Genomic DNA, 25,983 nt, shown 5'->3' on the forward strand with positions numbered 1-25,983 from the left:
AAGTTTCACTTTATTCGACTGTAGAAAAAATACGGTAAAGGTGGGAACAAAGGAATTGAGGTTACGATTAAAGTTGGTAAGTATTCATTTTATGGTTTTGTTAATGTTATGTGTAAGTTTTGTCGTATATGCACCAAAAGAAGCATATGGATCCACGACTAACTTAGAAGGTCTAGGGGATATATCGCGTTATAATGCTGTTGTCTTTGGTAACCATATAGCAGTAGGTGGAGACATTGAAGGAGCAATTGCAGTTCAAGGTGATATGGATGCATCTGGTTATACAATTGTAGGTGCAGCAGCGGGAACATCTAATATAGTTGGGGAAAAATGGGATGATGAGGGATATCCATCCTTGTTATTGTCTGGAAAATTTAAAAAATCAAGAGAGGAATCTTTTATCATTCAAAATGGAATAGTCGTAATGACAAAAGAGAGTGATCCAGATCGTATCATACAATCTTCTTATGATCGTATCGTTTATAAAGAAAAACTAGAAATTGACGCGAAATTTAATGAATTTCACAACATAGTGAACCAAGTCAGTAAAAATGCAGGTCAATATAAAACGAATACCCCAATTCCAAATATGAGTTATGGAATTGGAAAAGATATAAACAATCCTAATATTTATGTTTCATCAGAATTGGTAGGGAAAATCAATTTAGATATAAGAGATGTCTTTTTACCTAATGCTAAAGGAAAAGATTTTATCGTTATGTATTCAGATGCAAAAGAGGTTACATTTAAAAATGGTGCTATCTTATATGACACGAACGATATTGGTAGGGCTACAGATATAATTCCTACATCACAACCCTATTCTCCTAATTCACCGTTCACTGAGTTATACGGGAAGGTGATTTGGGTTTTTCCTAATGCAAAAAAGATCACAACAGAGGGATATGGTGTCGTTGGGAGTATGTTTGCTCCAAATGCTGTATTAGAAACAAAAGGCGGTTCGATTAATGGACAAGCATTTGTCGGTGCAGTACAACAAACTGGTGGATTTGAATTTCACAATTTCAAATTTTATTGGCAACATTGGAACAAGCCTAGTACGGGAAAAGTAAAGATAAAAAAAGTAGATAGTAATAATGATAATAAAGAATTGATGGGGGCAAAGTTTCATATTGAAGATTCAAATAAAAAAGTAGTTGGTGAGTTAGTAACAGATGGACAAGGAGAAGCGATATCAAAGGAATTACCAATAGGTAACTATACCCTAGTGGAAGTAGAAGCACCTAAAGGTTATGAATTATTAAAAGATAAAATAGCTGTAAAAGTAGAAAAAGATGTAGTAGTAGAAATTAAAATAGGGAATAAGAAATTACCAGATCCAATGGGGAAAATGAAGTTAGTAAAAGTAGATACGAGCGATAAAAATAAAAAGCTAGCAGGAGCAAAGTTTCATATTGAAGATTCAAATAAAAAAGTAGTTGGTGAGTTAGTAACAGATGAAAAAGGAGAAGCGATATCAAAAGAATTGCCAATAGGTAACTATACCCTAGTGGAAGTAGAAGCACCTAAAGGTTATGAATTATTAAAAGATAAAATAGCTGTAAAAGTAGAAAAAGATGTAGTAGAAATTAAAATAGGGAATAAGAAATTACCAGATCCAATGGGGAAAATGAAGTTAGTAAAAGTAGATACGAGCGATAAAAATAAAAAGCTAGCAGGGGCAAAGTTTCATATTGAAGATTCAAATAAAAAAGTAGTTGGTGAGTTAGTAACAGATGAAAAAGGAGAAGTGATATCAAAGGAATTACCAATAGGTAACTATACCCTAGTGGAAGTAGAAGCACCTAAAGGTTATGAATTATTAAAAGATAAAATAGCTGTAAAAATAGAAAAAGATACAGTAGTAGAAATTAAAATAGGGAATAAGAAATTACCAGACCCGACTGGGCAATTTGAAATTGAGAAAGTTGATGATAAGGATATTAATTTAAAACTAAAAGGTGCTGTATTTCAAGTATTAGATAAAGAAGGTAAAGAAGTTACTAGATTAACAACGGATGAAAAAGGAAAGGTGATTTCCAACCAGTTAGTACTTGGAAAGTATACGATTAAAGAAATAAAAGCGCCAAACGGATATATGTTACTTAGAGATCCAATAGAAATAGAAATTACAAAAGCGGTAAGGACACAAAAACTAACAGTGAAAAATGTGAAAAATAATTGGGTAATCCCTAATACTGGTGGCAGCGGAACAACAAGTTTTTACGTGATTGGTTTTGTGCTAATGTTTGGCGTGCTATATTTCTGTAAGAAAAATCGTTACATTAGATAGTTTTTAGGGGATGAGTTCGGTATTGTACTAGATTCATGCTACTAAATTTGTTGAAGAAGGAAGGATAATAGTAAACATAGAATATATTAATAAATCGAAATTTTCACGAGGTGAAAGTGATGGGAACAAAACAAGATGAAATTAAAGTAGTAGTCGGAGCCGGGGTGTTTAATAATAATCCAGGTTGGATACAAACGCAAGAAGATGAACTTAATTTACTAGATAAAGTTACGTGGGAAGAAAGATTTGAATACAATTCTATTTCAGCTATTTTAGCTGAGCATGTATGGGAACACCTTACGTTTGAAGAGGGTGTAAGGGCAGCAGAAATTTGTTATGAATTTTTAAAGCCAGCAGGGCACATTCGGTGCGGTGTTCCTGATGCATTTTTCCGAGACGAAGCATACCAAAATATAGTTCAAATAGGCGGACCTGGTCCGAAAGATCATCCAGCAGCAAGTCATAAAATTGTTCATAATTATAAAACATTAACGGAAATGTTTAAAATTGCTGGATTTGAGGTATTTTTACTTGAATATTGTGATGAAAATGGTCAGTTTTATTACAACGAATGGGATGCAAATGACGGTGTTATTTTCCGTTCGAAAAGATATGATTCTAGAAATAAAGGTGATAAACTTGGTTTTCCATCTTTAATTGTTGATGCGATTAAATGATAAGTTTTTCAAGCAATTAATTATAAAAAGCAGAAAGTGTTCTTTCTGCTTTTTATTTTGCAAAGGGGATGAATATACTATGCAACCTATAAAACAAGTGGTATTAACATGCATTACTCATGATCCAACAGGGAGCTTATTATCTACAATAAAAGAACTAAAAGAGGAATTGTTAAATTTAAATTATGATAAAAAATATATAACAATTAGTAACGTAACACCAAAAGAGGTTGTAAAAGAACTAGCAGAATGTAACTTCCATATAAATATAGTAGAAAAATTAGGAGTAGGGAACACACGTAGGGATTCTTTGAAGTTTGTTAGTAACTATAATCATGATTACTATCACTATTGTGATTTTGATCGTTTGCTAACTTGGATTAAAGAATATCCAGCTGAGCTTAATTCGTTCATTCAGAATATAGTTGATGTAGATTACTTAATCATTGGCAGAACGGAGAAAGCTTTTCAGACACATCCTAAAGAATGGAAAATTACAGAAACAGTATCGAATAAAATTATGTCATTACAATTAGGGAAACAAGTAGATATTACAGCTGGTTCATGTGCGTTATCAAAACAAGCAATTGATTACATAATAAAATATTCTAAATGCAGAATGACTGATGGAGAATGGCCAATGATTATAAATACTTTTACAGATTTTAATATTGGTTACATTGCGGTAGAAGGTTTAAAATACGTGAACAACCTTAACCAAGATAATATTATTGACCCGATAAAAGCATGGTCAATTAGATTAGAGCTCTCATATATAATAAGTCGATCAATTTTGGAGTTAACAAAAACCTCTTAAATTAATGGGATGTAATAGTGATTTCCTTTTTTATTGAAATCATGTAAAATAAAAATAGAACGTACATTCGTTTAGGCGAAAAGGAGGTTAATTTATAATGTTAGCTGTAATAGATAAACAAGGTAATGAATATGTAGTACAATTTGAGCGTTATTTTTCATATTCGATAGAGGAAGTTTGGTCTGTTTTAACAGAAAACAGTAAGCTTAAAAAATGGATGTCTAATTTACAAATTGAAAGTCTTAAAACGGGTGGAATAATAAAGTTCGACATGATGGACGGTTCATTTATAAATATTGATATTTTAGAGTGTCAAGTAAATTCAGTACTTGAATTTACTTGGGATAAAGATCGTGTCCGATTTGAAATACATAAAGAAGAAAGTGGGACTCTTTTACTTCTTAAAGAGTACATTCATGTATTAACTGATCATACACCGAAAGATATAGCTGGTTGGCATATTTGCTTAGATCTTTTTTCTTCCGTACTAGAAGGGAAAGAAAAAGAATTTTCTAAAGATGAATGGCAACAATGGTTTGAAATATATAAGGATAAGGTTCTTGAAGTGAGAGGATAATTACGTAAGATAATATATTTATTATGTAATTATTATATTGTAAAAATGGTTTTCATGAAAAATAAGAATAGAGGTTAATATGAAAGTAAATCAATTAATTGCTAATAACATAAATAAATTAGATACAGCTATTCCATTTAATAAGTCGTTTGGAATTGCTGGTTTATCAGGATCAGGTAAAACAACCTTTTGTCAAACGATTGGTGAAGAATCAAAAAAACGATTAGTTTCTTTATTGCCAAAGGCTGAATATCAATATTTATTTCCTAACATTATGGAAACGAATTTTAGTGCTATTAAGATAGAAGATATGCCTTTAGTTCTTTTTCTAGGAAAATCATCGATTTCTTCCAATCCACGTTCAACAATCGGTACACATACTGGTGTTTTCACAGAGGTACGTGAAAAACTTGCTGATGTATTTCATCTTTCACCTGAGGTTTTTTCATTCAATAACCAGTTAGGCTGGTGTACTGGCTGTAAAGGCCGAGGTACTACTAAAAATATTGAGTGTAAAAAATGTATGGGAAAACGTTATAGCGAAGAAATCGAACAACATACGATAGATTTATTTGCTAAACCACATACAATTTCAAATATTAATGATTTAAGTGTTGAGTCTATTCTTTCGTTAGCGGAAGAGTTAAATATTAGTGAAGCAAAGCAACATATACTGAAAAATATAATTAATATGAACATTGGTTATTTAACATTAAATCGAATTATGGGTACGTTGTCAGGTGGAGAGTTAACAAGACTATATTTAGCTGAATTTATGGCAGTAAGCGAAAATGCTGTAATTATTATTGATGAGATTTCAGTTGGACTTGATCATGAAACATTATTACAAATATTAGAAGAGATTAAGCAGTTAGGGTGTAAAAATCAAATTTGGCTCATTGATCATTCAGATACTGTACTGGATACAACAGATGAGCAATTGTTCTTTGGACCTGGTAGCGGAAAATATGGTGGACAAATTGTGAAAGAATCGCCAAGACCAAAACCAATACTGTCGGATCTAAATAAAGAAGTACCAACAGAATATTATACATTCCATGAATTAAATTGCCGTAATATCCAAATGGCGGAGTTTCAAATCCCTAAAAATAGGCTTGTGACGGTTACTGGAGAATCTGGATGCGGGAAATCTACACTTGTCAATGAATGTTTAGCTACAGATTTCTTGAAACGATATCCAAAAGATAAATTAGTTATGGTAGGACAAGATCGAAATCAATCCATTACAAGTCGATCAACTGTAGCCACTTTCCTAGATATTAAAAAGAAACTCACAAAGTATAGCGAAGAAATTGATGATATTTTTGAGCGTTCGATTGAGGATATTATAGATGAACTCCCAAATGAAGATATTGCGTATAAACGCTTGAGTCTATTAATTAAATTAGGACTAGGTTATTTAACGTTAGAACGAAAAACACAAACATTATCAACAGGTGAGTTCCAATGTGTTCATTTAGTTTCGGAGTTATTTGCAAACACAAGAAATCCACATACATTATTTATTTTTGATGAGCCTTCAAAAGGTTTATCACAAAATATTTTAAACCAATTTATAGATAGTGTTAGAGGGATATTACAAGATGAATCAGTCTCTATCATCATGATTGAACATAATAGTTATATGTTAGAAAGCTCTGATTATATTGTAGATTTCGGGAAAAGACAGCTTGAATCTATAAAGCATCTTGATGTAGTAAGTCATGAAGATTATTATCGTCAAAAAAGCAGTGTGAATAATGCAGAGCAAATACATATTTCTTCAGCACTTAAGCATAAAGAAGGCGTTCACTATTTAGAAGAAAATCATATTCACTATTTTAAAAATGCCGAAAATATTTATAAGGGTGGTATTTTAAAAAGTTTATCATCAATGGCCCGTTTAATTTATAGTGAATATGAATCTGATACAATTGCACCTGTTGTTGCTATTGATCTTGAAAGACATTTATATAGTCAATATAGTTTCTTATATGAAATTGGTGGACTAATTAATCATATTGTAGCTGCTCATCCAACTAATAAAGATACGAGAAGTTTTGATTTCTATTCACAGGACAATCATTGTCCATCTTGTTCTGGACGCCTTCAAATTGAAGTTTTTGATAAAGATATTGCAATTCAAGATAAAAACGTTCCATTTTGGGATGGTTTATTTGATCCGGAAATCATGAAAGTATTAAAATTTTATCAATATGAAAAAATAGAATTTTTATTTGAAGAAATTAAAAATGAGCTTGGTCACGATTTATCAAAGAGCTATAATGATATGTCAGAAGAAGAAAAGCATACGTTTTGGTACGGATATTTTGAAAAATCATTTTATGATAAAAAAGGAAAGACACGCAGAACATGGGTAGGATTTAATACGATTATTGGTGGATATATTGTTATTTCAAAAGCAGCTATTAAAGAGGAAATTAAGACTTCTAAAGAATTGATAACATGTCCAATTTGTGAGGGAACGGTATTAAATCATCAAAAACCGCTTAAATTTGCTAACTTCGATATTCGTGAAATTATCAATCAACCTATTGATGAAGTGTTGAAGATAGTCGGTGATTTACCTGCACTTCAAAAATTGAAATCTATTGTTGGTGGCGATATGAGATTGACAGAAGATGTTTCTTTATTGCCAAGAAAAGCACAAGTTGCACTGAAAATGTTTGAATTAGAACAGGCAAGCTTTTCAAACTACGAAATGGTGTTACAAAATGTCTTACCATTCTGGGACGAAATAAAAGGAAATATCGAATCCATTAGTGTTAATAATCAAGTAACTGTTTGTGATTTCCCTAATGTTTATGAAACGAGAGAAAACATTATAGATAAGTATTTCACAAATGGTAAATATAAAAAACTTACGTATGTATACGAAGCGTTTGGATACAAAAAGTTAGTTACCCAAATTAATAAAATTAAAAAAAGTAATCCATGTCCATTCTGTAAAGGAAAGAAAGTTATAACGGAAGATAATCTACATGATGGTGTATTTAAACTAACAATTCCATGTGTAACTTGTACTGCAACTGGTATTAATGACGAAGGACTAAAAGAAGTTGTTGAGAGCGTGGATGTACAAACATGGTTAACTGGAAAAGTTTGTGATGTTGTGGATGAAAGCTTATTAACAGAAGATGTTTCGCAAATACCAATTTTTAATCGCATTCGTGAATTGGATAAACAAGATATGATGGCGGTTTATGAATGTCTGGAGATAAATAATTAAGCGAAACAACTAATATGTTGATTAGCATAATTGATTATAAAAACGAAAATATGCAATTTTAATTATATAAATATAACGCATTTAATTATTATTTAAATCATTAAAAGTAGTTGACTCTCACACAATGTCATTGTTTAAGATGAAGTTGAGCTTCGAAGTAGATGTAATTCATAGGAGGAAAACATGTTTAAAATAGGGGATTTTTCAAAACTATCTTCCATTAGTATACGTATGTTGAGACACTACGATAAAGTGGAATTATTACAGCCAGTAAAGGTCGATGAACAAAGTGGATATCGATATTATTCAGCAGCCCAATTAAAGAAAGTAAATCAAATTCAAACATTAAAAGATATGGGGTTTAATATTGCAACTATTAAAGAAATAGTAGAGAGCGATAATATGGAAGTAATAAAATTACAATTTGAAAATCGTAGTGCTCAAATAAAGGATGAAATGGATGACCTCCAAAAACAATTACGTCTTCTCGAAGCCTCAATGAAAACGATGAGAGAGGATGTTGTTGAGATGAACTATCATGTTTCAATAAAAGAAATTCCAGAAAGAAATGTAGCTAGTGTTAGAAAGGTTATTCCATCTTATAATCGCGAAGGGGATTTATGGGGTATATTAATGCAAGAAATACAAATGAAAAATATTAGCATTGCCCATCCGAGTTATAGTATTGCAGTTTTCCATGATCGTGAATACAAAGAAAATGATGTAGATGTAGAAATACAGCTAAGTATTTTAGGGAAGCACGAAAAGACAAAAGACGTTACATTTAAAAATATTGAATCAACTAATGTAGCTTCCATAACGGTTAATGGAAGTTATGAACAAATGACAGCTGTAAATGAGGCTGCAGCAAAATGGATTGAGACAGAAGGTTACGAATTAGCAGGTCCAATGTATAATATTTATCATGTGAGCCCATCGATGGAATCGGATCCTAATAAGTGGGTTACAGAAGTTTGTTATCCAGTTAAATGATGATAAAGAAAAAAGGCATATAATTAATGCCTTTTTTCTTTATGGGTACCGTCAGGGAAATGTTACAATGCTAAACCTTTTTTCCTGACGATTCTCCCGTTTTTAATAATGTTAAGAAAGTTTCAGTGGCCTTAAAGAATCTAATGAGATCACTTTCTCTGAATTAAAATGGTATTTTCCTAGCAAATTAATATGTTCCCAGCAAAAAGGTGACATATGGTGCAAGATTACGGTTATGGCGGGTGTAAACCAACCAGAACGTGATCTTATCCGTATGCGGTAGCGTGAAGGAATTGAACTGGCTAAGAAAGAAGGAAAGTTTAAAGGTCGGTTAAAGAAGTACCATAAACATCATGCAGTAAAGCTTAATAAAGAGGGAGATATGACTGTAAATCAAATTTGTGAAATTACAAATGTGTCTAGGTTCTCATTATATAGAAAGCTATCGGAAAGGAACAGTTGATGAGTTATACTAAAAATAGGAAATATTACAATAGAAAATAAATTTCATATAGAGGTGGAATTATATGCCTAAAATTGACAATATGTTAGCAATTCTATGGATGCTTCGTTCAGGTGAAAAAATTACTGCAAAACAAATTTCAGAAAAGTTAGAGATGAATATAAGGACTGTGTATCGTTATATTGATACAATTTCAACAAGTGGCGTACCTATCATTTCAGAACCAGGACATAACGGTGGATACACTTTATTGAACAATTTTATTGAGGCTCCTCTTTTTTTTGATTTTGAGGAGCAAACTGCACTATTTCACGCTGCTGTTTTTGCAGAAGAAGCGGGATATTATGGAGGTGAAGCACTAAATAGGGCCATTTCAAAACTAAGTAAATACTCAAATCAAGAGCAGGAAACAAAGATAAACCAACATTTAGCTAGTCTTGAAGTAATAAGTCGATTAAGTTCGCTCTCTATGGAACCTTTTTTGAAGGAGTTGGAGCAGGCGGTAGCTGACGGGTACTCAGTAAAAATTATTTACCATAAAAGTGGTGAAAAGCAATTAAATTATAGATTGGTCGATCCGTACAAAATTATCTATTGGAATAATAAGTGGTATGTGATTGGATTTTGTCATCTTAGGAATGATATCCGTAGTTTCAGAGTAGATCGAATTGAAAGTCTAATGCTAACAGAAAATAAGTTTAACCGACCAGAAAATTTTTCAGCACGTGACTTTTTTATAAAAGGTCTTCTTCCAACTATAGAAGATAAGGAAGGGACTATTTCTTTGGTTATTAATGGGGATAAAAGTGTATTGGCTGATATTTGCCAACATTGGTTTTTAGGACATTATTTACAAGAACGGACTTCAAATCAAGCAGTTTTTCTTCTTGAAAAAGATATAATACATACATATGTACCTTATTTACTTTTGCCGTACAATAAATCTATTAAAGTTATTGAGCCAATAAGTCTTAAGAAAAGACTTATTGAAGTTCTTTCAGAATTAATAAAATTTCATCAAGTTATATTATAATAGCTATATAAATTGTGATTGGAGTGTTATTGGATGCAAACAAAAAAAGTATTTCTATATGTATTTAACACAATGTCGGACTGGGAATATGGATATTTAATTGCAGAATTAAACTCAGGAAGATATTTTAAAAAAGATTTAGCACCTTTAAAAGTAATTACAGTAGGAGCTAATAAAGAAATGATTACTACTATGGGAGGACTAAGTATAAAACCAGATATTTCCCTTGATGAATGTACTCTTGAGAGTAAAGATCTTTTAATTTTACCAGGAGGGACTACTTGGAGTGAAGAAATTCATCAACCGATCTTGGAAACAATTGGCCAAGCTTTAAAGCTTGGTACTATTGTTGCTGCAATTTGTGGTGCAACTGAGGGCCTCGCGAATATGGGATACTTAGATACTAGAAAGCATACAAGTAATAACTTAGAATATACTAAAATGGTATGTCCTAACTATAAAGGAGAAAAGTTCTATGAGTCGGAATCTGCGGTATCTGATACGAATTTAGTTACTGCATCAGGAATAGCTCCTCTGGAATTTGCAATGGAGGTACTGAAAAAAATAGATGTATTTACACCAGATGCATTACATTCATGGTATAACCTAAATAAGACTCATAAACCTAAATACTTCTTCAAGTTAATGAATTCAATAAATAAATGAAGTAACTGAAAAGCTCAATTTCTCTATTTTGATTTGTAGAGAAGTTGGGCTTTTTAATTTGGAATTTTCTTATCGTTGTAAATTCGTATTTTCCTGACGCTACCCTTTTATCAACTTATCCGTAAATATCAAGAGAAATTACTTCTTGATTCGATTCGTCAACTACTGTCAAAATTTTATTTAAAAATGTACAAAATGAGCGGAGTGTAATGGATATTTTCGTTCTTCAATTTCAATTAACCAATCATACATAATTATCTTTCCATCCATAGTAACTTTTTTCGATCGTATTGATCAATCATTACACCAACTAAAGGGCCGAATAAAACAATTGGCAAATTAATAGTAAATAAAGAACTCATAATTACAGCTGAACCGGTTAATTGATAGGCAATCCAAGGCAATGCAAAAGTATATAGTGAATCTCCAATTCGTGAAATGAGTAAACCAAAAATGAAAATCTTGTATTCTTTAGAGAAAGTTGTCTTAATGGTAAGCCTGCGTTCTAGTATAAATTTCACAACTGTTTGAACCACCTTTATTATAGAGGAATTTGAAAATCATCCGTCCAATACTTGTTATATATAGAATTCTGTAATTTTTAGATGAATCCTACTTTTTATAGGTATTTTTAAAATCTAAAGGAGGAAATAAAAATGAGGGCAGTATTATGAAAAAGATTTAATTGCGAACAGGATGGGGAGAAAATTCATTAACAAAGTATAGACATTCGTGGAAAGAAACAGTACCTGAGTATATAGCGCAAAACCTACTTGATGCTGTGTGTTGGATTGAAGATAATTTAAATACATAATAAAATTATAGTAAACTATTTTATTCAAAGGTCGTTAGGAGGGAAAATATTGATACATATAGATAAGAATGTGCGAACAGCTGGTGCGTATGTAATATATAAGAATTTATTTGTTTTTCAAGTTGGTCCAACGAATAAAGGTGATACATTAGGTGTAGTAAGGCTCGGAGGACATAAAGAAGGGGATGAAACAGCAGTAGAAACAGCTAAAAGAGAAGTGAAAGAAGAAGCTACTATCGATATTGCTATATTGAGTTCACCAATTACATATTATAAAGAGAATTGGAATGCACAATCAAAGAAAGTAAAAGTAGAAAATGAAGTCAATCCAATTTTAATTATTGATAGTCCAGATGAAACTTTATCTATTATGTATATGGCACATGCAGAAAATGAACCAACTCCATCCTCTGAAACGAACGGGCTCTTATTACTTTCAGTAAGTGATATTAGGCTAATTTGTAGTAAAGAAATAACACTAAACGATTATATTAAGCAAGATGGAATAGCTGTATTGAAAGAAAAAATGAATAAAGAGTTAATCTTACAACCTTTTCCACAACTTATGTTTTTAGCAGGAATTTTAAAAGAGGATCCTTTATTACTGCAGCAGTTTCTAAATTAGCAACAAAAGCCACCTTAATAAGGGGCTTTTGTTTTAAATAATTTAATGGTATGTGTATCCTCCATCAGGAAACAATACATTGCCTGTAGTAAAACTATTTTGCATTAAATATAGAACAGTATGTGCAATTTCATCATTATGCCCAGGCCTCTTTAGAAGAGAAAGAGATTTATAAGCTTCATAAGCAGCTAGTCTATTTTCGTTTTGTTCATTTTCCCTCCGTATCGTTCCAGGGGAAACAACATTAACTCTTATAGGAGCTATTTCAACAGCTAAAGCTTTCCCTAAACTCTCAATAGCACCATTACAAGCTCCATAAGCAGGTGCCCCTTTAAGCGGTTTTTGACTAAATGCACCGGACATTAATACGATAGATCCGGAGTCTGAAAGAAAAGGAATTGCATATTTTACGGCATAATATTGTGGCCAAAACTTGCCGATAAAGCTGCTTTCAGCAATATCATCCGTAGCAGTAATTGGTCCAAGGGTATAAGAGGCTCCTGGGGTGAACAAATGATCAAAATTCCCAAGCTTTTTTGGAAAAATCTTCTAATTGGTTTTTATCCTGATTATCCAATACATAAGTTTGAAGACGGTTGTTACTTATTATTTCTTGAGCAATCATTAGTTTTTCTTTCGAACGCCCTGCAATAATAACATGTGCTCCTTGTTCGATTACTTGTTTTGCTGTTGCTAATCCGATACCTGAGCTCCCACCAATGATAACGATACGATTATCTTTTAATGTAGTAATAGACATATTTTAGCCACTCCCTTAATAAAAACTTTAAAATAAAATTGCTATGCTTTTATTATTCGCTAAAAGATAGCGAGTGAAAAGTACGCACTTTATATGTACATAGTCGCAAATTTCGTACTAACCGCTATTTATGTGGATTTGAGAGGTGAGAAAATGGATTTACAAGAACCGAAATTAAAAGGAGTAATAGCGACATTACAAATCATCGGAGGGAAATGGAAGCCACTCATTTTGTTTATATTATTAACTGATGGAACAAAACGATTTGGTGAATTAAAGCGATTAATACCAGATATATCTCAAGGGACGTTAGCGAAGCAATTGCGTGAATTAGAGCAAGATCAACTAATAAAACGAGAAATTTATCAAGAAATACCACCTAAAGTGGAATATAGTTTATCTGAACATGGAAAAACAGTAAGTACTGTGTTAGATAGCATGTGTGGTTGGGGAAGAAGACATTTAGAATATATTAATGAAGATGAACTGTAAATATATTATGTAAACTGAAATGTATAAAGCTGCTATTTCAATAATTTGTATTTTATAATATACTGAATTAAATGATGTTATCGTACATATTTTCTTTTAATTGTAGTGGGATGAATTTATGTATTACTCGAAGTAAGTAGTCGTTTGGGATTGAAAGATGCGTACCAGATATAAAAGGAGATTAATAAAAATATAAACTATAAGTCTATTTCGATGATGATCAGGATTAAACATTTCATGCACATTAACAAAGGGGAAATAATGAAATGAACGAATTAGAGTACAAAAACTTTTATGATAAAGTAGGAAGATTAAATGGATGGGATTTTAGTAAAATAAAATGTGAAACTGTAGGAGATACATGGGACTTTTATGGAGAGGTAAAAGAAAGATGCAAGCAATCACATATATTACTTGATGTTGGTACAGGTGGAGGAGAGAATGTACTTAACATAGCATCTTCGGCTAAATTATTAATTGGAATAGATAATTCTAACGGAATGATTGAAACAGCACATTCTAACTTGAAAAAATCAGGTGTACAAAATGTTGAGTTTCTTCAAATGGATTCTGAAGCTTTAGTGTTTCCGCATGCGCATTTTGATATAGCTTCAAGTTGTCATGCACCGTTTATAGCATCTGAATTAGCAAAAGTAATGAAAAAAGGTGCTATTTTCTTAACACAACAAATTAGCGAACATGATAAATTGAACTTGAAAGAAGCATTTGGAAGAGGGCAATGCTTAGGCGAAAAAGATGGAATTTTAAAAGAGAAGTATATGAGGGAACTTATTCATGCAGGATTTGAATTCGTGCAAGTACGTGAATATAATATTACTGATTATTACAGTACGCCTGAAGATCTTATTTTCTTGTTAAAACATACGCCTATTATTCCTAGATTTGGAGAAGAGGAAGAGGATTTTACTATTTTACAAAAGTTCATTGATGCAAATAGTTCTGAAAAAGGGATTCGTACGAATTCAAAAAGGTTTATGATTATTGCTGTTAAATTATAATGTGTTATAGATTAAAAGCTGCTTTTCTTTAAAAAAAGCAGCTTTTTGTGTGGAAAAGAAGGTTATACAAGATGGTCTTCATTACTAGAGATTGGAGTTAAGGACCTGGGTATAGAAATAAATTATAAAGTCTGCTGGCATGCGAGAGGTACAACAACGGTTAATATTGTAAGAGGTATGCATAAGGACGAAACATTGGGATTATCCGAAAGTTATAGTAGAAGAAATAAGAAAACATCGGTAAAGTTAAATCCAAAAGGTTGATTTTTGTAATATATAAAAATCAACCTTTTGGAGCGTATGTAATATAGAAATAACGTATAGAGTAAGTAAGATTTTCACTTACAGTTTTATTTTTTAGCAGGTGTATTTCCCATCGCGATAGAAATTCTATTCCAACTATTAATTTGATTAATAATCAAGACAAGGTCAATATATTGTTTTTCATCATAATGTTCACATACTCGTTTGTATAGGGAATCAGGAACTCTTTTAGTAGGAATTAGTGTAATATGTTCAGCTAGTTCAATAGCGACCTTTTCTTCTTCTGTATAAAAAGTACATTCATCCCAAGTACTTAAGCAATAAATCCTTTGTTCAGTTTCTCCCATTTTTCGCGCATCAGATGTATGTAAATCTAAGCAGTAAGCACAACCATTGATCTGAGAAACTCTAATTTTAATAAGCTCTCTAGTCATTCGATTAATCGTTGATTGCTTTGTGTACTTTTCCATGTCCATCATAATTTTCATAGCATCAGGTGCAGCATCATAGTAAGAAATTCTTTGGTTCACAAAACATCACTCCTTTAGCTTAAGATATTGTTCATTATATCTTGATATGGTCGTTTATACCAATTATTTGAACTATAGCGCAAAACGCTTGAAGTTAAAATTTTATTGCATTAGCCGGAAATGTTAGCGTAACTGCTCTAATACAAAAGTATTATTTTGTTAATTAAAGTTTCAATCTCCAGATGGATTCTTCCTGTTAGTTTTTGAAATACAATACTAATAGATATTATGAATTTGGAGGTTTATTACAATGATTACACATATATCAGATATAAAACTACAAACGGTTTCCATAGAAGGGGTAAAACAAGTTTATAAGGACATATTATCTTTTCCAATAAAAAAAGAAACAGCATCATTTATTCAATTTGAAGTAACACCTTATACAACAATTAGTTTTCAAGAAGTATATGAACCAATTGCACCTGCTCACTTTGCTTTTGAGATTCCATATTCAAAATTTCTTGAAACAGTAAGATGGCTAAAGGATTCTGGATTACTCATTGTGAAATGGCAAAATGGAAATGTAATTGGTGAAGAGAATGGTTTATACAATGTATACTTTAAAGACGGGGATGGAAATCTACTCGAAATTATCGCACATAGTTATGTTAAAGAAGATGTATTAGTACCGCAGTCCCCTTTAAATATTTTATATGTAAGGGAAATCGGACTTCCTGTTAAAAGTGTACCTGTATTTACAGAATGGTTAAAATCCAATCTAAATATGAAAACGATGAAAGATGGGGATATTTTCAACTTTGTTATAGGTGGCACTGCATACATCGTTGCAACTTGGTGGCAGCGACCTTGGATCCCGATTGCGATGAAAGCTTTACCACCAAAAGTACACGTATCTTTCGGAACAACAGATCAAGCATTTTTACAGCAAATCCAAATTAACTTTAAGAAAAATAGTGTCCCATTTCAATGTAAACATAATGAAGTATCATTTATTGAGCAGGGATATGCATTTTCAATTGTGCATACACCAAATTTCCCTTCCGATATTCCTAGTAAATTAAACTTACCACTTTCTATTTAAGGATAGAAAGTGGTAAGTTTTTTATATTTTCGTGGAGAAGGGTTTCAGCATAATTACACTGAATTTATAGGGGAGTATAATGTGTCAGCTTAATTTACAGTAAGGAGAGAAATGAATTGAATTTAGGAAATCCGATAGCTAAAGGGAATACAGCAGAAATCTATCTCTATAATACTAAGGTTGTAAAATTATTTAATGAATATCTGCCTGATACAGAGTCTATGAATGAAGCAAAAAAACAAAAATATGCTTATTCATGTGGACTATCAGTTCCGAACGTATTTGAAGTGACAAAGATAAAAAATAGACAGGCAATTATTATGGAATACGTAAAAGGTGACAGTATGGGGGATCTCCTGCTTAATAATCTAAATGAGGCAGAGCATTACATAAATATTTGTGTTAATGAACAAAAAAAGATTCATGCCATACGTGTGAATACGGATGAAATGGAAGCGATGGGGGAAAGGTTAGAGCGTCAAATTAAATATGTACATAAATTGGATGAAAAACAAAAGGAAAGTATATTGAATAAGTTATATTCAATCAAATTTGAACCTAGATTATGCCATGGTGATTTCCATCCATTTAATCTAATTTTGAGTGAAAAGAATGTAAATATTATAGACTGGGTAGATGCTTGTTCAGGTGATATTCGTGCAGATGTGTTTCGTACATATTTATTGTATGCGCAGTCTTATATAGAATTAGCGGAAATGTATTTGCGAATATATTGCAGTAATACCGATCTAACAAGAGATGAGATCTTTCAATGGGCTCCTATTATGATTGGAGCTAGATTTTCAGAGAAAGTATCTCCGCAAAATGAAGTGGATTTAAACAAATTATTGAATCAGTATTTATAAGTAATAAAACAAAGGTTGTCTAGTAGCCAATTAATAAATGCTGTTGTTAAACTAAGTTTCCTTGTAGTTAAACAATAGCATTTTTAAACATTGATATAGGTATATTTAGTTTCCATCTTCATCCTATAAAGATTTATTATCCGTATTTGTTCCTCAGTTAATTCTTCTTTACCCCAATACATATGCATTAAGCTATATTCAAAAATCTCCTTTAATTTTATAAACAATGGAAACTTGTCTATCATCTCTTTAGGGAGTTCATTTTCTTCTTTATATCCTTCAACTAGTGCTTTTGTAATAGAATGCTCATAGTTAACGATATTCCCATTTCCAGCAAATGAATATTCTATCGCACTATAAATAGGAACGGCTAAATCAAATATGTAAAAATGTTTTTCGCAGTCTTGAAAATCAATCATTGTTATGTTTGAATTGTTTTCAACTAATATATTTTCCAGCCATAAATCTCCGTGAATTAAGCCGTAATTGGAAGTGGATTTTTGTAGCTCTTTTATAGAAGTTAAAACGTCAGATGCAATTTCTCTTATAGTAGTTTCTTCTTTAGAGATATACTTAAGAAAATTATATTCTTCATTTTCATACCAATCGTTTATATGTTTAACCGAATTAGTCTGTTCAAAGCTTTTAGAAATGCGATGTAATTTTCCAATTTGTTTACCAAGCTTTTTAAATATATTTGAATTCCAATCACACCTCGGTAAATGTATACCAGGAGCAGCTTTATATAATACAGCAAAAATCTCCTTGTCTAATGGAAACTTTTCTACAAAATTTCCTTGTAAAGAAGGGATTATTGGTGGAACACCTAAGCCATTTTGATATAAAAAATTCGTATATGTAACTTCTTCTAATTGTTCTGCATATGTTTTGTAGTTTGTAATTCTAATGAAATAAGTACCTTGTTGTGCGTTACATTGATACATTTCATTCGTTATGGGTTTAATGTTAATAAAATTTAATGGATATCGTTCATTTATTAATTGGAGTATTTCTTTTTCTAGCTCGTTCATTGTAACTTCCTTTCCAAACTTTAATTTTTTATTTGAGAACTAAAAGATTCTTAATATACAACATTCGTGTTTTATTTTTGATATCCTTTAAAATGAAGCATGAAGTAATGAATGGCTCATGTTATAAAACACAAGAAATATCAAAAGAAAGAAATGACTCTCTTTTATACTTATAAATAAGGAGTGAAGTAAATGAATGAACATATACAGCAAATGATTGATTGGATTGAGAGCAATTTAAAAGAAGAATTTTCATTAAATGAATTATCGCGTTATATGGGTTATTCTCCGTATTACTGTTCTTTTAGATTTCACCAAGTAACAGGCATGAGTATTAGGCGTTATATTCTTTTAAGAAGACTGTATTTATCTACGGGGGATTTGAAGAATGATAGAAAGATAATAGATATTGCATTGGATTACAATTATTCTTCGCAAGAGGCTTATAGTAGAGCTTTCAAAAATGTTTTTGGAATGAATCCAAGAGAATTCCAACTTAACAAAATGCCTATTCAATCATTTATTAAACTAAAAATAGAAGAGGAGTTAAAAATGAATATTTCTAGAAAATTAGAGGTTGAGCAGTTACGTAGCAATAATAATGAGTTGTTTGATAAAGATGTATTAAACATATTGAATGGTCAAATGATGTATGAAGAATTTAAAACGGAGAAGCTAATGGGTGAGTCTGATTATGCCCCATTTAACGAAGCGATGTGTGTAAACACGGCTACTACACAAGTTTTTAATGAAGAATTTATTAAAACAAGAGCAGAAGGACATAATAGTTCAGTAGAAAGTTATACAAAAAAAGTTATAGATCCGTTAGAAAATCTTTTTACGAAAAAGTATAAATGCATTGTTTTATGGTTTGGTGAAGATATGTTCTGCCAAATGAACTTACTTACCATACTTTCATACTTAGAACAATCTTGTTATGAAGGGAAGGTATACTTAAATAGCTTCAGAGAAGATGAATTTAAAGTAAGTCAACTTGAACTGGAATTAGGAAATTATTCTTCTATATACGATGAAGTAGTAGTGAATCATAAAAAAACATCCTATAAAGTACCACCTGTAATCTATCAAGCTATAGACTTATATTTAAATATGTTAAAAGAAGATAATATCGTAGTAAAATTCATCTCTAAAAATAAAGATTTATCAACTCAAGAATTATTAACAAAGTTGTTTAAACTCTTTTCGACAATCGGATATGGTGATTCTCAGTACATAGAACTAATAAATAAAATAAAGAAGAAAGCTGAACCTAAAATATAGGAACAGCTTCTTTCTTACAATTGTTCAAATGACTCTAATTCGCCCTCTACTAATAACATTAGTTCTTTAATTGTTTCACCAGAAAAATCAAAATGAATTCCAGCTGCTTCATATACTTCCGTTAAAGATCTAGAGCTACCTAATGATAAAGCCTTTTTATAATTTTCTATTGCTTGTTTAGGATTTTCTTTATATTGTTTATACATTTGTAGTGCACCAAGTTGTGCGATAGCATATTCGATGTAATAGAATGGTATTTCGAATATGTGTAGTACAGGTAACCAACCAGTTGCAATCCAATTTTCATACCCTTCAATATTTACGACGTTCGATTGGTAAGTGTTATGTAATTCTAAATACTTTGCATTTCTTTCTTTAGCAGTATGATTAGGATTCTTATACATCCAATGTTGGAATTGATCAACGATAAGCATTTGTGGTAAGTACTTAACAATATCTATAAAGAAATCTAATTTTGCTTTTATAAATTCTTCAGTATTCTCATAAAATGTATCCCAATACTCCATCGAAAATAATTCCATTGTCATGCTAGCGAGTTCTGCTGATTCAGAAGGGATTTCCAAATATTTTTGAAGTTCTAACTGCTTCATACATTCATTATGAATACTATGACCCATTTCATGGAGGAAAGTAGTAACATCATAATGTGTATGATTGAGATTCATAAAAACGAAAGATAATCGAGAAGCAGGTAAATATTCGCAAAATCCTCCTGGTCCTTTTCCTTTACGACTTTCTAAATCTAAGCAATTATTTTTACGCATACGGTCCAGTAACCTAGAAAATTCAGGATCTAGTTTGTGTAAAATATGAGAACTTTTTTCGATTAATTCACTGGCGTCTTCGATAGGTTTTAATGCTTTTTGATTTGGTGCGGTTGCTTTTAGATCCCATGGACGAAGACTATCTACTTGAAGTTCAGATGTTTTCTCATTAAATATTTTATTGATAAGTGGTACTACGTATTTACGAATAGATTCAGCAAGTTCATAGCAATCCTCAGGTGTATAATCAAAACGTTCATGTTTTTTAAACATATAATCACGATAATTATCTAATTGAATGTTTTTTGCTTTTTGGTGACGTATTACGATTAATTCATTTAATATCTGTTGTAATGTATCTTCAACAGATAAGAATGTTTCAGAAATGAGTGTTTTCGCTTTTTTTCGTATATTACGATCCGGATCTTGTAAGTAAGACTGTAGTTCAGTAATTGTTTTTTCTTCACCGTCCCATAGTGCAGTTAAACCACCTGTAATTTCGAAGTACTCGGTTACTAGTTTGTCTTCGTCTACTTCTAAATCAATGTTCTTTTCACAAAATAAAGTCTGCGCATTCTTTATTTTTTTATCTAGTAAGCTATACGTTTTTGGATCAAGTTCCATTCGAAAAGGGGACTCTAAATATTTATTATCAAATGAATTTTGATAACGTTTCAAAAGAGGCCTGACAAATTGTTGGTCATATTCAAAAGTATCTTTTATTTTTTTATTATCTGTACTACATTGAAAGGCGATATAGTGAGATGTTAATTGTTCTTCAATTTCCCAAATGAATGTAGATTGTTTTTTTAACCAATTTTCGAGTTCTAGTTTTGAAGAAATCACTTCATTTTCTAAAGTAGAAAGAGTGTTTTCTAATTCTAGAACGTTACTAATATCAATCGTGTTTAAGCGCTGCATGACATATCCCTCACTTTTTATTTATTCATGGAGATATTCTTCTTTTCCACTGTAATTCCTTTTTTACCCAAAAAATTTGTGCCTATTACACCAAAAATAATCATTATTGTACCAATGATATGAAAATAAGAAATTTGCTCGTGTAAAAAAATAACGCCTGCGATAATTGTAATAAGTGTAGATAAGTTACTAAAAACACTTATTTTAGCGGCTTCAATGTATGATAAGGAATAATTTAATAGCAATGCCGTCAGCAAGGAAGATAGTAACCCTAAATATAAGATGGAGATAAGAAATGTTCCATTCGTAAACGGTTTAAAGTATGCCGTTATAGTACCTTTGCTTATATGGCTGGCGATTGCGATTAAATTAAAGCTAATAAAGCCGATTACTGTCATTGTGTAAGTTAAATCCATTAGTTTGAATTTCTTCGTCATTTTTCGAGCTAACACATTATAGAAAGCAGATGATAATGCCGATAGCAAAATAAGAATAACACCTATGAAACTAGTTTCATGAGTCCTTATACCATTCATGATAAATATATAAATGACACCGATAACAGAAATGAGTACAGATATTTTTTGCCATGTATTTGTATACTCTTTTAAAAAATAGGAAGCTAACATCATCGTAAATATAGGAATAGCCGCTTGTATAATTCCAGCTTCGGATGAACTTGTATACACTAAGCCAAATGCTTGGAAAGCAAAAAATAGTGCTGGATAAAATATTGCAAGTGGTAAAAGGGGAAGTATATTTTTGAATGACATATTTAACTTTACGAAACCGAAAACAATGAGAATGCTTGCTGCTATGAAAGCAATTGTAAAACGATGAGCAAGGGTATCAAGTGGGCTTGTAACAGTTAATGCTAATTTCACAAACATAAAGGAGAATCCAATAATAAATGAATAGAGTAAAGCTGATAAATATGCCTTTGTTGTAAGTTTCATAATTTCACCTCATAGTAATTGATTTCTTACTGGCCAGTATACGTACATAGTAATCTTTATGATCTAGTGCTACAATGTGAATAATCACAAACTGTACCGGTACAAATTAAATGTTGAGGTGGTAATGATGTATAAGTATTTACATGTTTTCAACGACTTAGAAAGTATGATTCAAAATGGGGAGATAAAAGAAGGAAAGAAACTACCGTCTATTCGGACACTCGTTACGAAATATGAATGCAATAAGGCGACAGTAATACGAGCGCTACATGAATTAGAAAAGCGTCATATTATTTATTCCGTCCCTCAAAGTGGATACTACGTTGTTCGAAAATCAGGGGAGGTTGTAGAAAATGAAGAGATAATTGATTTTGCTTCCTCAGCACCAGATCCAGATGTTTTTCCATATGTAGATTTTCAACATTGTATAAATAAAGCCATTGATACATATAAAAATGACTTGTTCGTATATGGTACGCCAAAAGGTTTACCGTCTTTAATTCCGGTTATTCAACAACAACTGGTAAACTATCAAGTCTTCACTAAAGAAGAAAATATTTTTATAACGTCAGGTGTACAGCAGGCGCTAGCAATATTAACTTCTATACCATTTCCAAATGAAAATGAAACGATATTAATTGAACAACCAACATATCATCTATATATTGAATATCTAGAAATAAACAAAATTCCTGTAATTGGTATTAAACGTACGAATGAAGGTATTGACTTAAATGAATTGGAACGCATTTTTCGAACAGGTAAAATAAAATTCTTTTATACAATACCAAGATATCATCATCCGCTCGGAACTTCTTATTCTAAAGATGAGAAAGAAAAAATTGTGTTATTGGCTAAGAAATATAATGTATATATAGTTGAAGATGATTATTTAGCAGATTTAGAAATGGATTCAAAAGCAGATCCGTTATATAGCTTGGATAATGGGAATCATGTCATATATTTGAAAAGTTATTCAAAGATTATTTTTCCAGGTTTACGAGTGGGCATAGCAGTAATCCCACCGGTAATAGCGAATGCTTTCCATACATATAAAAAGATTTTAGATATCGATAGCCCGATGATATCCCAAGCTGCTTTAGAAATTTATATAAAGAGTGGCATGTTTGAACGTCATAAAAATAAAATTAAATCTTCCTATCACGATAGATCTAAAAAACTAGCAGAAACATTAGAAATAACTCATAGTGAAAACCCGCTTTTATTCACATATAAAAAGCAAAATACAATTGGAATCCACACTTGTTTAAAATTACACAAAACGAGTATTTCCGAAATGTTTTTCCATAGATTAAATGAAATGCAAATAAGTATTGATGCGATTGATAAAAATTATTTGAGAGGTTTTCCGAAAGATAGACTATTAAAGTTAAACGTATCGAATGTGAAGGAAGATAGGATTGAAGAAGGAATTCGTAAAGTAATTGAGGAAATCAAACAAGTGGAACGTATAACCTTTCAATTTAAAAAAGAAAAAAATGAATAAGGGGGGGTGTTGTGAGACGCAAAATAATTCTCTTGTTTGTGTGTATCGCTATAATAATTGGAGCTATAGTTGTGACTAAATATTATAAAAAAGATGACCAATGCATTGCGGTTGGTAAGTATTCAAGAGGTATTATGGTAAATCAAAATAACGAACCTATATCTAATGTGAAAATTTATGAAGATTCAATCGAAAGTAAGGAACGCAGTATTTCAAATACACAAGGCGAATTTGAAATACTAAATGGAGTTTGTGGTGAGATTGTATTACAATTAGTTACTCCAGATGGTGAAACCTATACGAGGAAATATGATAGTAATCATATACCGGAAGTGATAGAACTGAGTAATAAAAAGTAATAGAAATTATATGAAATCATTACAAGGAAAATGTGTAGAATTAATATTTTTTAGAGCACTCAATAGCTGAGTGCTCTTTTTATTTAGGACATAAGTAATTTAAATGGAAATAAATTACCAATAAATGATAACTTTAAAGTGTAGCTAAGTGATGCGTAAGAACTCGTATCGTTATCCCAAAGTATCGCCTTATATACGTTTAATGAGTTTTATCCCCTCAACAAAGAAAAGCACTAAGTGTATAGTGTTCATTACAAACCATAACATGAGCTTTGAGTTCTTCACAGTTTTCAACTGACTTGATTTTGTATTAGACAATTCTATCTTTAAAGACATTAATATAATAGTATTAGACATAAAACCTAACAATATAAATCCGAATAAAGGTAAGTTTGTAATAGCGCCTATTACCATAATTGCTATGTATACTATAGTTAGCTTTTTAATATACTGTTTATCTTCTTTTAATTTATCTATATTTTTGGTTTTGAACCAGTTTCTTACTATTCTTACAAAAATAATAGTTTGAAATACTAGTACAATTATACTTACAAAGAGAAGGAACAAAGTTCTTGAATTATTTTCCATTAAACCGTTCATTTCGTATGTACCCCTTTTATTTATGTTTATAGTATGAAAATGTAATTTTCAAAGAACCTGCATGTGATTAGTAACGGTACTCGTTCTCTATTTTCATGTTACTCTATCCTTGTTAATTATGGAAAAGGACAAATCTAAGCATTTAACTGTTAGTATGGTATACCCTTTATATATTTTAGGTTAATTTTGATTGTTTGCATATAATTTTATATTGGAATAAGTAATACGTCAAAATGTTTTGTGAAAATTCCGGCTATTAATTGCTTGTACAAAAGAAAAAGATTAGTAGGTGGTCATATCGTAATGGGCGAGGTATACCTTACCTGTTGTCTGCTTAAAATGAAGTTTAACCATGTTGAAAATATGATTTTCATTTAGTATTTCTAGAAACAATAATGTGGTTAATTATGGTGAAATTTAAAATGGAGGAAAAACGTTAGACCACTAGAGTGAATATATTCAAAGCCATATCATGTGTAGTGTTTAATATAATTAGGGGGAACTACATGACAAGAAAACAGATAATCATTACCTTATTTTCAATTACAGCGTTCATACTAATTTTAGTATCACTTGGTGTTTTTGAGGAAGAACTAAAAGAAACAGATTATAGTGAAGTTGTACAATTCATGGAAGATATGAAAAACAAAGAAGAAGTTGAGATTGATGTAGTTACTTACTATTCAGGTAAGGCCTCTTTAGAGAATAGTGTACTCAAACAACCAAATGGTTGGATTATTTATCGTTTAAAAGCTCGTTATGATAAAGTAACAAATCAAAGTTGGATAGATGTGACGCCTGATCTTAGCCGTTTTAAGAATGTGGAGAAAATTTCTGGGGATCTCATTACCTCGCACCAACAATGCGGCTATATTAATCATAATACAGACGAGAATAAAGGAAAAGTAGGATACATGTTAACAGAATGCTTCCATAAGTGGGAATACGATGTGAAGCCATCAGGGTTTGAAGGATATAGGATTAATTACACAGTATTACCGATTTTAGGTTTAAAATAAATTTAGTATTTGTTTTATCAATTTGTTAATCAATTAGCTGATACTGTAGCTGAACAAGTAATGTATGATATTAAATTTATATTTTAATAATAGTTTTGGCTTATCTTTTTTAGGCTATTTGCAATGAGTTGAATAACCTTTATTCTAAAATAGTAATTAAGGAAATTATTTAGTGTTAATATAAATTCTTATATATTGATTATGCACAAATAAAAAGGACAAGCATATAATAGAAATACCTATTAACTTTAAGTAACCTTAACTTTCGTTAATAGGGTATCTCAAAATCCCCAAAAAGAGCACTTGCGGAAACAAGTGCTCTTTTATTTTTTTGTTTATT

General features: G+C 31.1%; 22 protein-coding genes and 4 pseudogenes. 19 read left to right on the top strand and 7 right to left on the bottom strand.

Features of this window, described 5'->3' with window-relative positions; genetic code table 11:
• Nucleotides 1–55 precede the first annotated feature (55 nt).
• From MKX31_RS10690 to MKX31_RS10730, 9 genes and pseudogenes are all read left to right on the top strand, one after another.
• A complete protein-coding gene (locus MKX31_RS10690; protein WP_103655350.1) occupies nucleotides 56–2,293 on the top strand; it encodes a SpaA isopeptide-forming pilin-related protein in 2,238 nt (745 codons plus the stop codon).
• A gap of 119 nt (nucleotides 2,294–2,412) precedes the next feature.
• Nucleotides 2,413–2,970 carry a class I SAM-dependent methyltransferase gene (locus tag MKX31_RS10695; RefSeq protein ID WP_064475307.1) on the top strand — a complete coding sequence of 186 codons (558 nt, stop codon included), beginning with the start codon at nucleotides 2,413–2,415 and terminating at the stop codon, nucleotides 2,968–2,970.
• 79 nt (nucleotides 2,971–3,049) lie between these two features.
• A complete protein-coding gene (locus MKX31_RS10700) occupies nucleotides 3,050–3,787 on the top strand; it encodes a hypothetical protein (protein WP_064475308.1) in 738 nt (245 codons plus the stop codon).
• Nucleotides 3,788–3,884: 97 nt separating this feature from the next.
• Nucleotides 3,885–4,364 carry an SRPBCC family protein gene (locus tag MKX31_RS10705; protein ID WP_064475309.1) on the top strand — a complete coding sequence of 160 codons (480 nt, stop codon included), beginning with the start codon at nucleotides 3,885–3,887 and terminating at the stop codon, nucleotides 4,362–4,364.
• Between the two features lie 79 nt (nucleotides 4,365–4,443).
• A complete protein-coding gene (locus MKX31_RS10710; RefSeq protein WP_258126102.1) occupies nucleotides 4,444–7,614 on the top strand; it encodes an ATP-binding cassette domain-containing protein in 3,171 nt (1,056 codons plus the stop codon).
• A gap of 183 nt (nucleotides 7,615–7,797) precedes the next feature.
• The gene (locus MKX31_RS10715; RefSeq protein WP_340980768.1) at nucleotides 7,798–8,607 is read left to right on the top strand and encodes a MerR family transcriptional regulator; all 810 of its coding nucleotides are present in this window, start codon (nucleotides 7,798–7,800) and stop codon (nucleotides 8,605–8,607) included.
• 226 nt (nucleotides 8,608–8,833) lie between these two features.
• Nucleotides 8,834–9,070: pseudogene (locus tag MKX31_RS10720) on the top strand (helix-turn-helix domain-containing protein); the annotation flags it as partial.
• Nucleotides 9,071–9,134: 64 nt separating this feature from the next.
• Nucleotides 9,135–10,103, top strand: a complete 969-nt coding sequence (locus MKX31_RS10725; protein ID WP_340980770.1) for a helix-turn-helix transcriptional regulator — start codon at nucleotides 9,135–9,137, stop codon at nucleotides 10,101–10,103.
• A 33-nt stretch (nucleotides 10,104–10,136) separates the two neighbouring features.
• Entirely contained in the window at nucleotides 10,137–10,769 is a 633-nt protein-coding gene (locus tag MKX31_RS10730) for a type 1 glutamine amidotransferase family protein (RefSeq protein ID WP_340980772.1), read from the top strand.
• 269 nt (nucleotides 10,770–11,038) lie between these two features.
• Here the strand turns inward: MKX31_RS10730 and MKX31_RS10735 are convergent.
• Nucleotides 11,039–11,290 (bottom strand): annotated as a pseudogene (locus MKX31_RS10735) (MFS transporter); the annotation flags it as partial.
• Nucleotides 11,291–11,632: 342 nt separating this feature from the next.
• On the opposite strand from MKX31_RS10735, the gene MKX31_RS10740 reads away from it, so the two are divergent.
• A complete protein-coding gene (locus MKX31_RS10740) occupies nucleotides 11,633–12,208 on the top strand; it encodes an NUDIX domain-containing protein (RefSeq protein ID WP_064475314.1) in 576 nt (191 codons plus the stop codon).
• A 42-nt stretch (nucleotides 12,209–12,250) separates the two neighbouring features.
• Here MKX31_RS10740 and MKX31_RS10745 read toward each other — a convergent pair.
• Nucleotides 12,251–12,968 (bottom strand): annotated as a pseudogene (locus MKX31_RS10745) (SDR family oxidoreductase).
• A 153-nt stretch (nucleotides 12,969–13,121) separates the two neighbouring features.
• Here MKX31_RS10745 and MKX31_RS10750 point away from each other — a divergent pair.
• The 3 genes and pseudogenes from MKX31_RS10750 to MKX31_RS10760 all read left to right on the top strand — a co-directional run.
• Nucleotides 13,122–13,460 carry a winged helix-turn-helix transcriptional regulator gene (locus tag MKX31_RS10750; protein WP_064469748.1) on the top strand — a complete coding sequence of 113 codons (339 nt, stop codon included), beginning with the start codon at nucleotides 13,122–13,124 and terminating at the stop codon, nucleotides 13,458–13,460.
• A gap of 266 nt (nucleotides 13,461–13,726) precedes the next feature.
• Nucleotides 13,727–14,479 carry a class I SAM-dependent methyltransferase gene (locus MKX31_RS10755; RefSeq protein ID WP_340980774.1) on the top strand — a complete coding sequence of 251 codons (753 nt, stop codon included), beginning with the start codon at nucleotides 13,727–13,729 and terminating at the stop codon, nucleotides 14,477–14,479.
• 42 nt (nucleotides 14,480–14,521) lie between these two features.
• Nucleotides 14,522–14,689, top strand: a pseudogene (locus tag MKX31_RS10760) (alpha/beta hydrolase); the annotation flags it as partial.
• Between the two features lie 140 nt (nucleotides 14,690–14,829).
• On the opposite strand, the gene MKX31_RS10765 reads toward MKX31_RS10760, so the two are convergent.
• Nucleotides 14,830–15,273 carry a carboxymuconolactone decarboxylase family protein gene (locus MKX31_RS10765; protein WP_064469746.1) on the bottom strand — a complete coding sequence of 148 codons (444 nt, stop codon included), beginning with the start codon at nucleotides 15,271–15,273 and terminating at the stop codon, nucleotides 14,830–14,832.
• 250 nt (nucleotides 15,274–15,523) lie between these two features.
• Between MKX31_RS10765 and MKX31_RS10770 the strand changes: the two genes are divergently transcribed.
• On the top strand, nucleotides 15,524–16,318 hold the full coding sequence (locus MKX31_RS10770; RefSeq protein WP_064475318.1) for a VOC family protein: 795 nt from the start codon (nucleotides 15,524–15,526) through the stop codon (nucleotides 16,316–16,318).
• Nucleotides 16,319–16,434: 116 nt separating this feature from the next.
• Nucleotides 16,435–17,184, top strand: a complete 750-nt coding sequence (locus MKX31_RS10775) for an aminoglycoside phosphotransferase family protein (protein WP_340980777.1) — start codon at nucleotides 16,435–16,437, stop codon at nucleotides 17,182–17,184.
• A gap of 83 nt (nucleotides 17,185–17,267) precedes the next feature.
• Here the strand turns inward: MKX31_RS10775 and MKX31_RS10780 are convergent, their stop codons facing one another.
• A complete protein-coding gene (locus MKX31_RS10780) occupies nucleotides 17,268–18,215 on the bottom strand; it encodes a phosphotransferase enzyme family protein (protein WP_340980778.1) in 948 nt (315 codons plus the stop codon).
• Nucleotides 18,216–18,407: 192 nt separating this feature from the next.
• On the opposite strand from MKX31_RS10780, the gene MKX31_RS10785 reads away from it, so the two are divergent.
• Complete coding sequence (locus MKX31_RS10785; protein WP_340980779.1) at nucleotides 18,408–19,496, top strand: helix-turn-helix domain-containing protein; 1,089 nt, start codon at nucleotides 18,408–18,410, stop codon at nucleotides 19,494–19,496.
• Nucleotides 19,497–19,510: 14 nt separating this feature from the next.
• On the opposite strand, the gene MKX31_RS10790 is transcribed toward MKX31_RS10785, so the two are convergent.
• A complete protein-coding gene (locus MKX31_RS10790) occupies nucleotides 19,511–21,202 on the bottom strand; it encodes a M3 family oligoendopeptidase (RefSeq protein WP_340980780.1) in 1,692 nt (563 codons plus the stop codon).
• Nucleotides 21,203–21,219: 17 nt separating this feature from the next.
• Nucleotides 21,220–22,158: a DMT family transporter gene (locus MKX31_RS10795; protein ID WP_340980781.1), complete on the bottom strand. Its 939-nt coding sequence runs from the start codon at nucleotides 22,156–22,158 to the stop codon at nucleotides 21,220–21,222.
• Nucleotides 22,159–22,285: 127 nt separating this feature from the next.
• Between MKX31_RS10795 and MKX31_RS10800 the strand changes: the two genes are divergently transcribed.
• Entirely contained in the window at nucleotides 22,286–23,665 is a 1,380-nt protein-coding gene (locus MKX31_RS10800; protein ID WP_340980783.1) for an aminotransferase-like domain-containing protein, read from the top strand.
• An 11-nt stretch (nucleotides 23,666–23,676) separates the two neighbouring features.
• A complete protein-coding gene (locus tag MKX31_RS10805; RefSeq protein ID WP_340980784.1) occupies nucleotides 23,677–24,024 on the top strand; it encodes a carboxypeptidase regulatory-like domain-containing protein in 348 nt (115 codons plus the stop codon).
• Between the two features lie 189 nt (nucleotides 24,025–24,213).
• Here MKX31_RS10805 and MKX31_RS10810 read toward each other — a convergent pair whose 3' ends face one another.
• Nucleotides 24,214–24,624 (bottom strand): hypothetical protein, encoded by a 411-nt coding sequence (locus tag MKX31_RS10810; RefSeq protein WP_340980786.1) that lies wholly within the window; start codon nucleotides 24,622–24,624, stop codon nucleotides 24,214–24,216.
• A 506-nt stretch (nucleotides 24,625–25,130) separates the two neighbouring features.
• Between MKX31_RS10810 and MKX31_RS10815 the strand changes: the two genes are divergently transcribed.
• Nucleotides 25,131–25,643 carry a hypothetical protein gene (locus tag MKX31_RS10815; RefSeq protein ID WP_000197227.1) on the top strand — a complete coding sequence of 171 codons (513 nt, stop codon included), beginning with the start codon at nucleotides 25,131–25,133 and terminating at the stop codon, nucleotides 25,641–25,643.
• The last annotated feature ends 340 nt before the right edge of the window (nucleotides 25,644–25,983 follow it).

This window comes from Bacillus sp. FSL M8-0063 (genome assembly GCF_038005545.1).
GTDB lineage: Bacteria > Bacillota > Bacilli > Bacillales > Bacillaceae_G > Bacillus_A > Bacillus_A wiedmannii.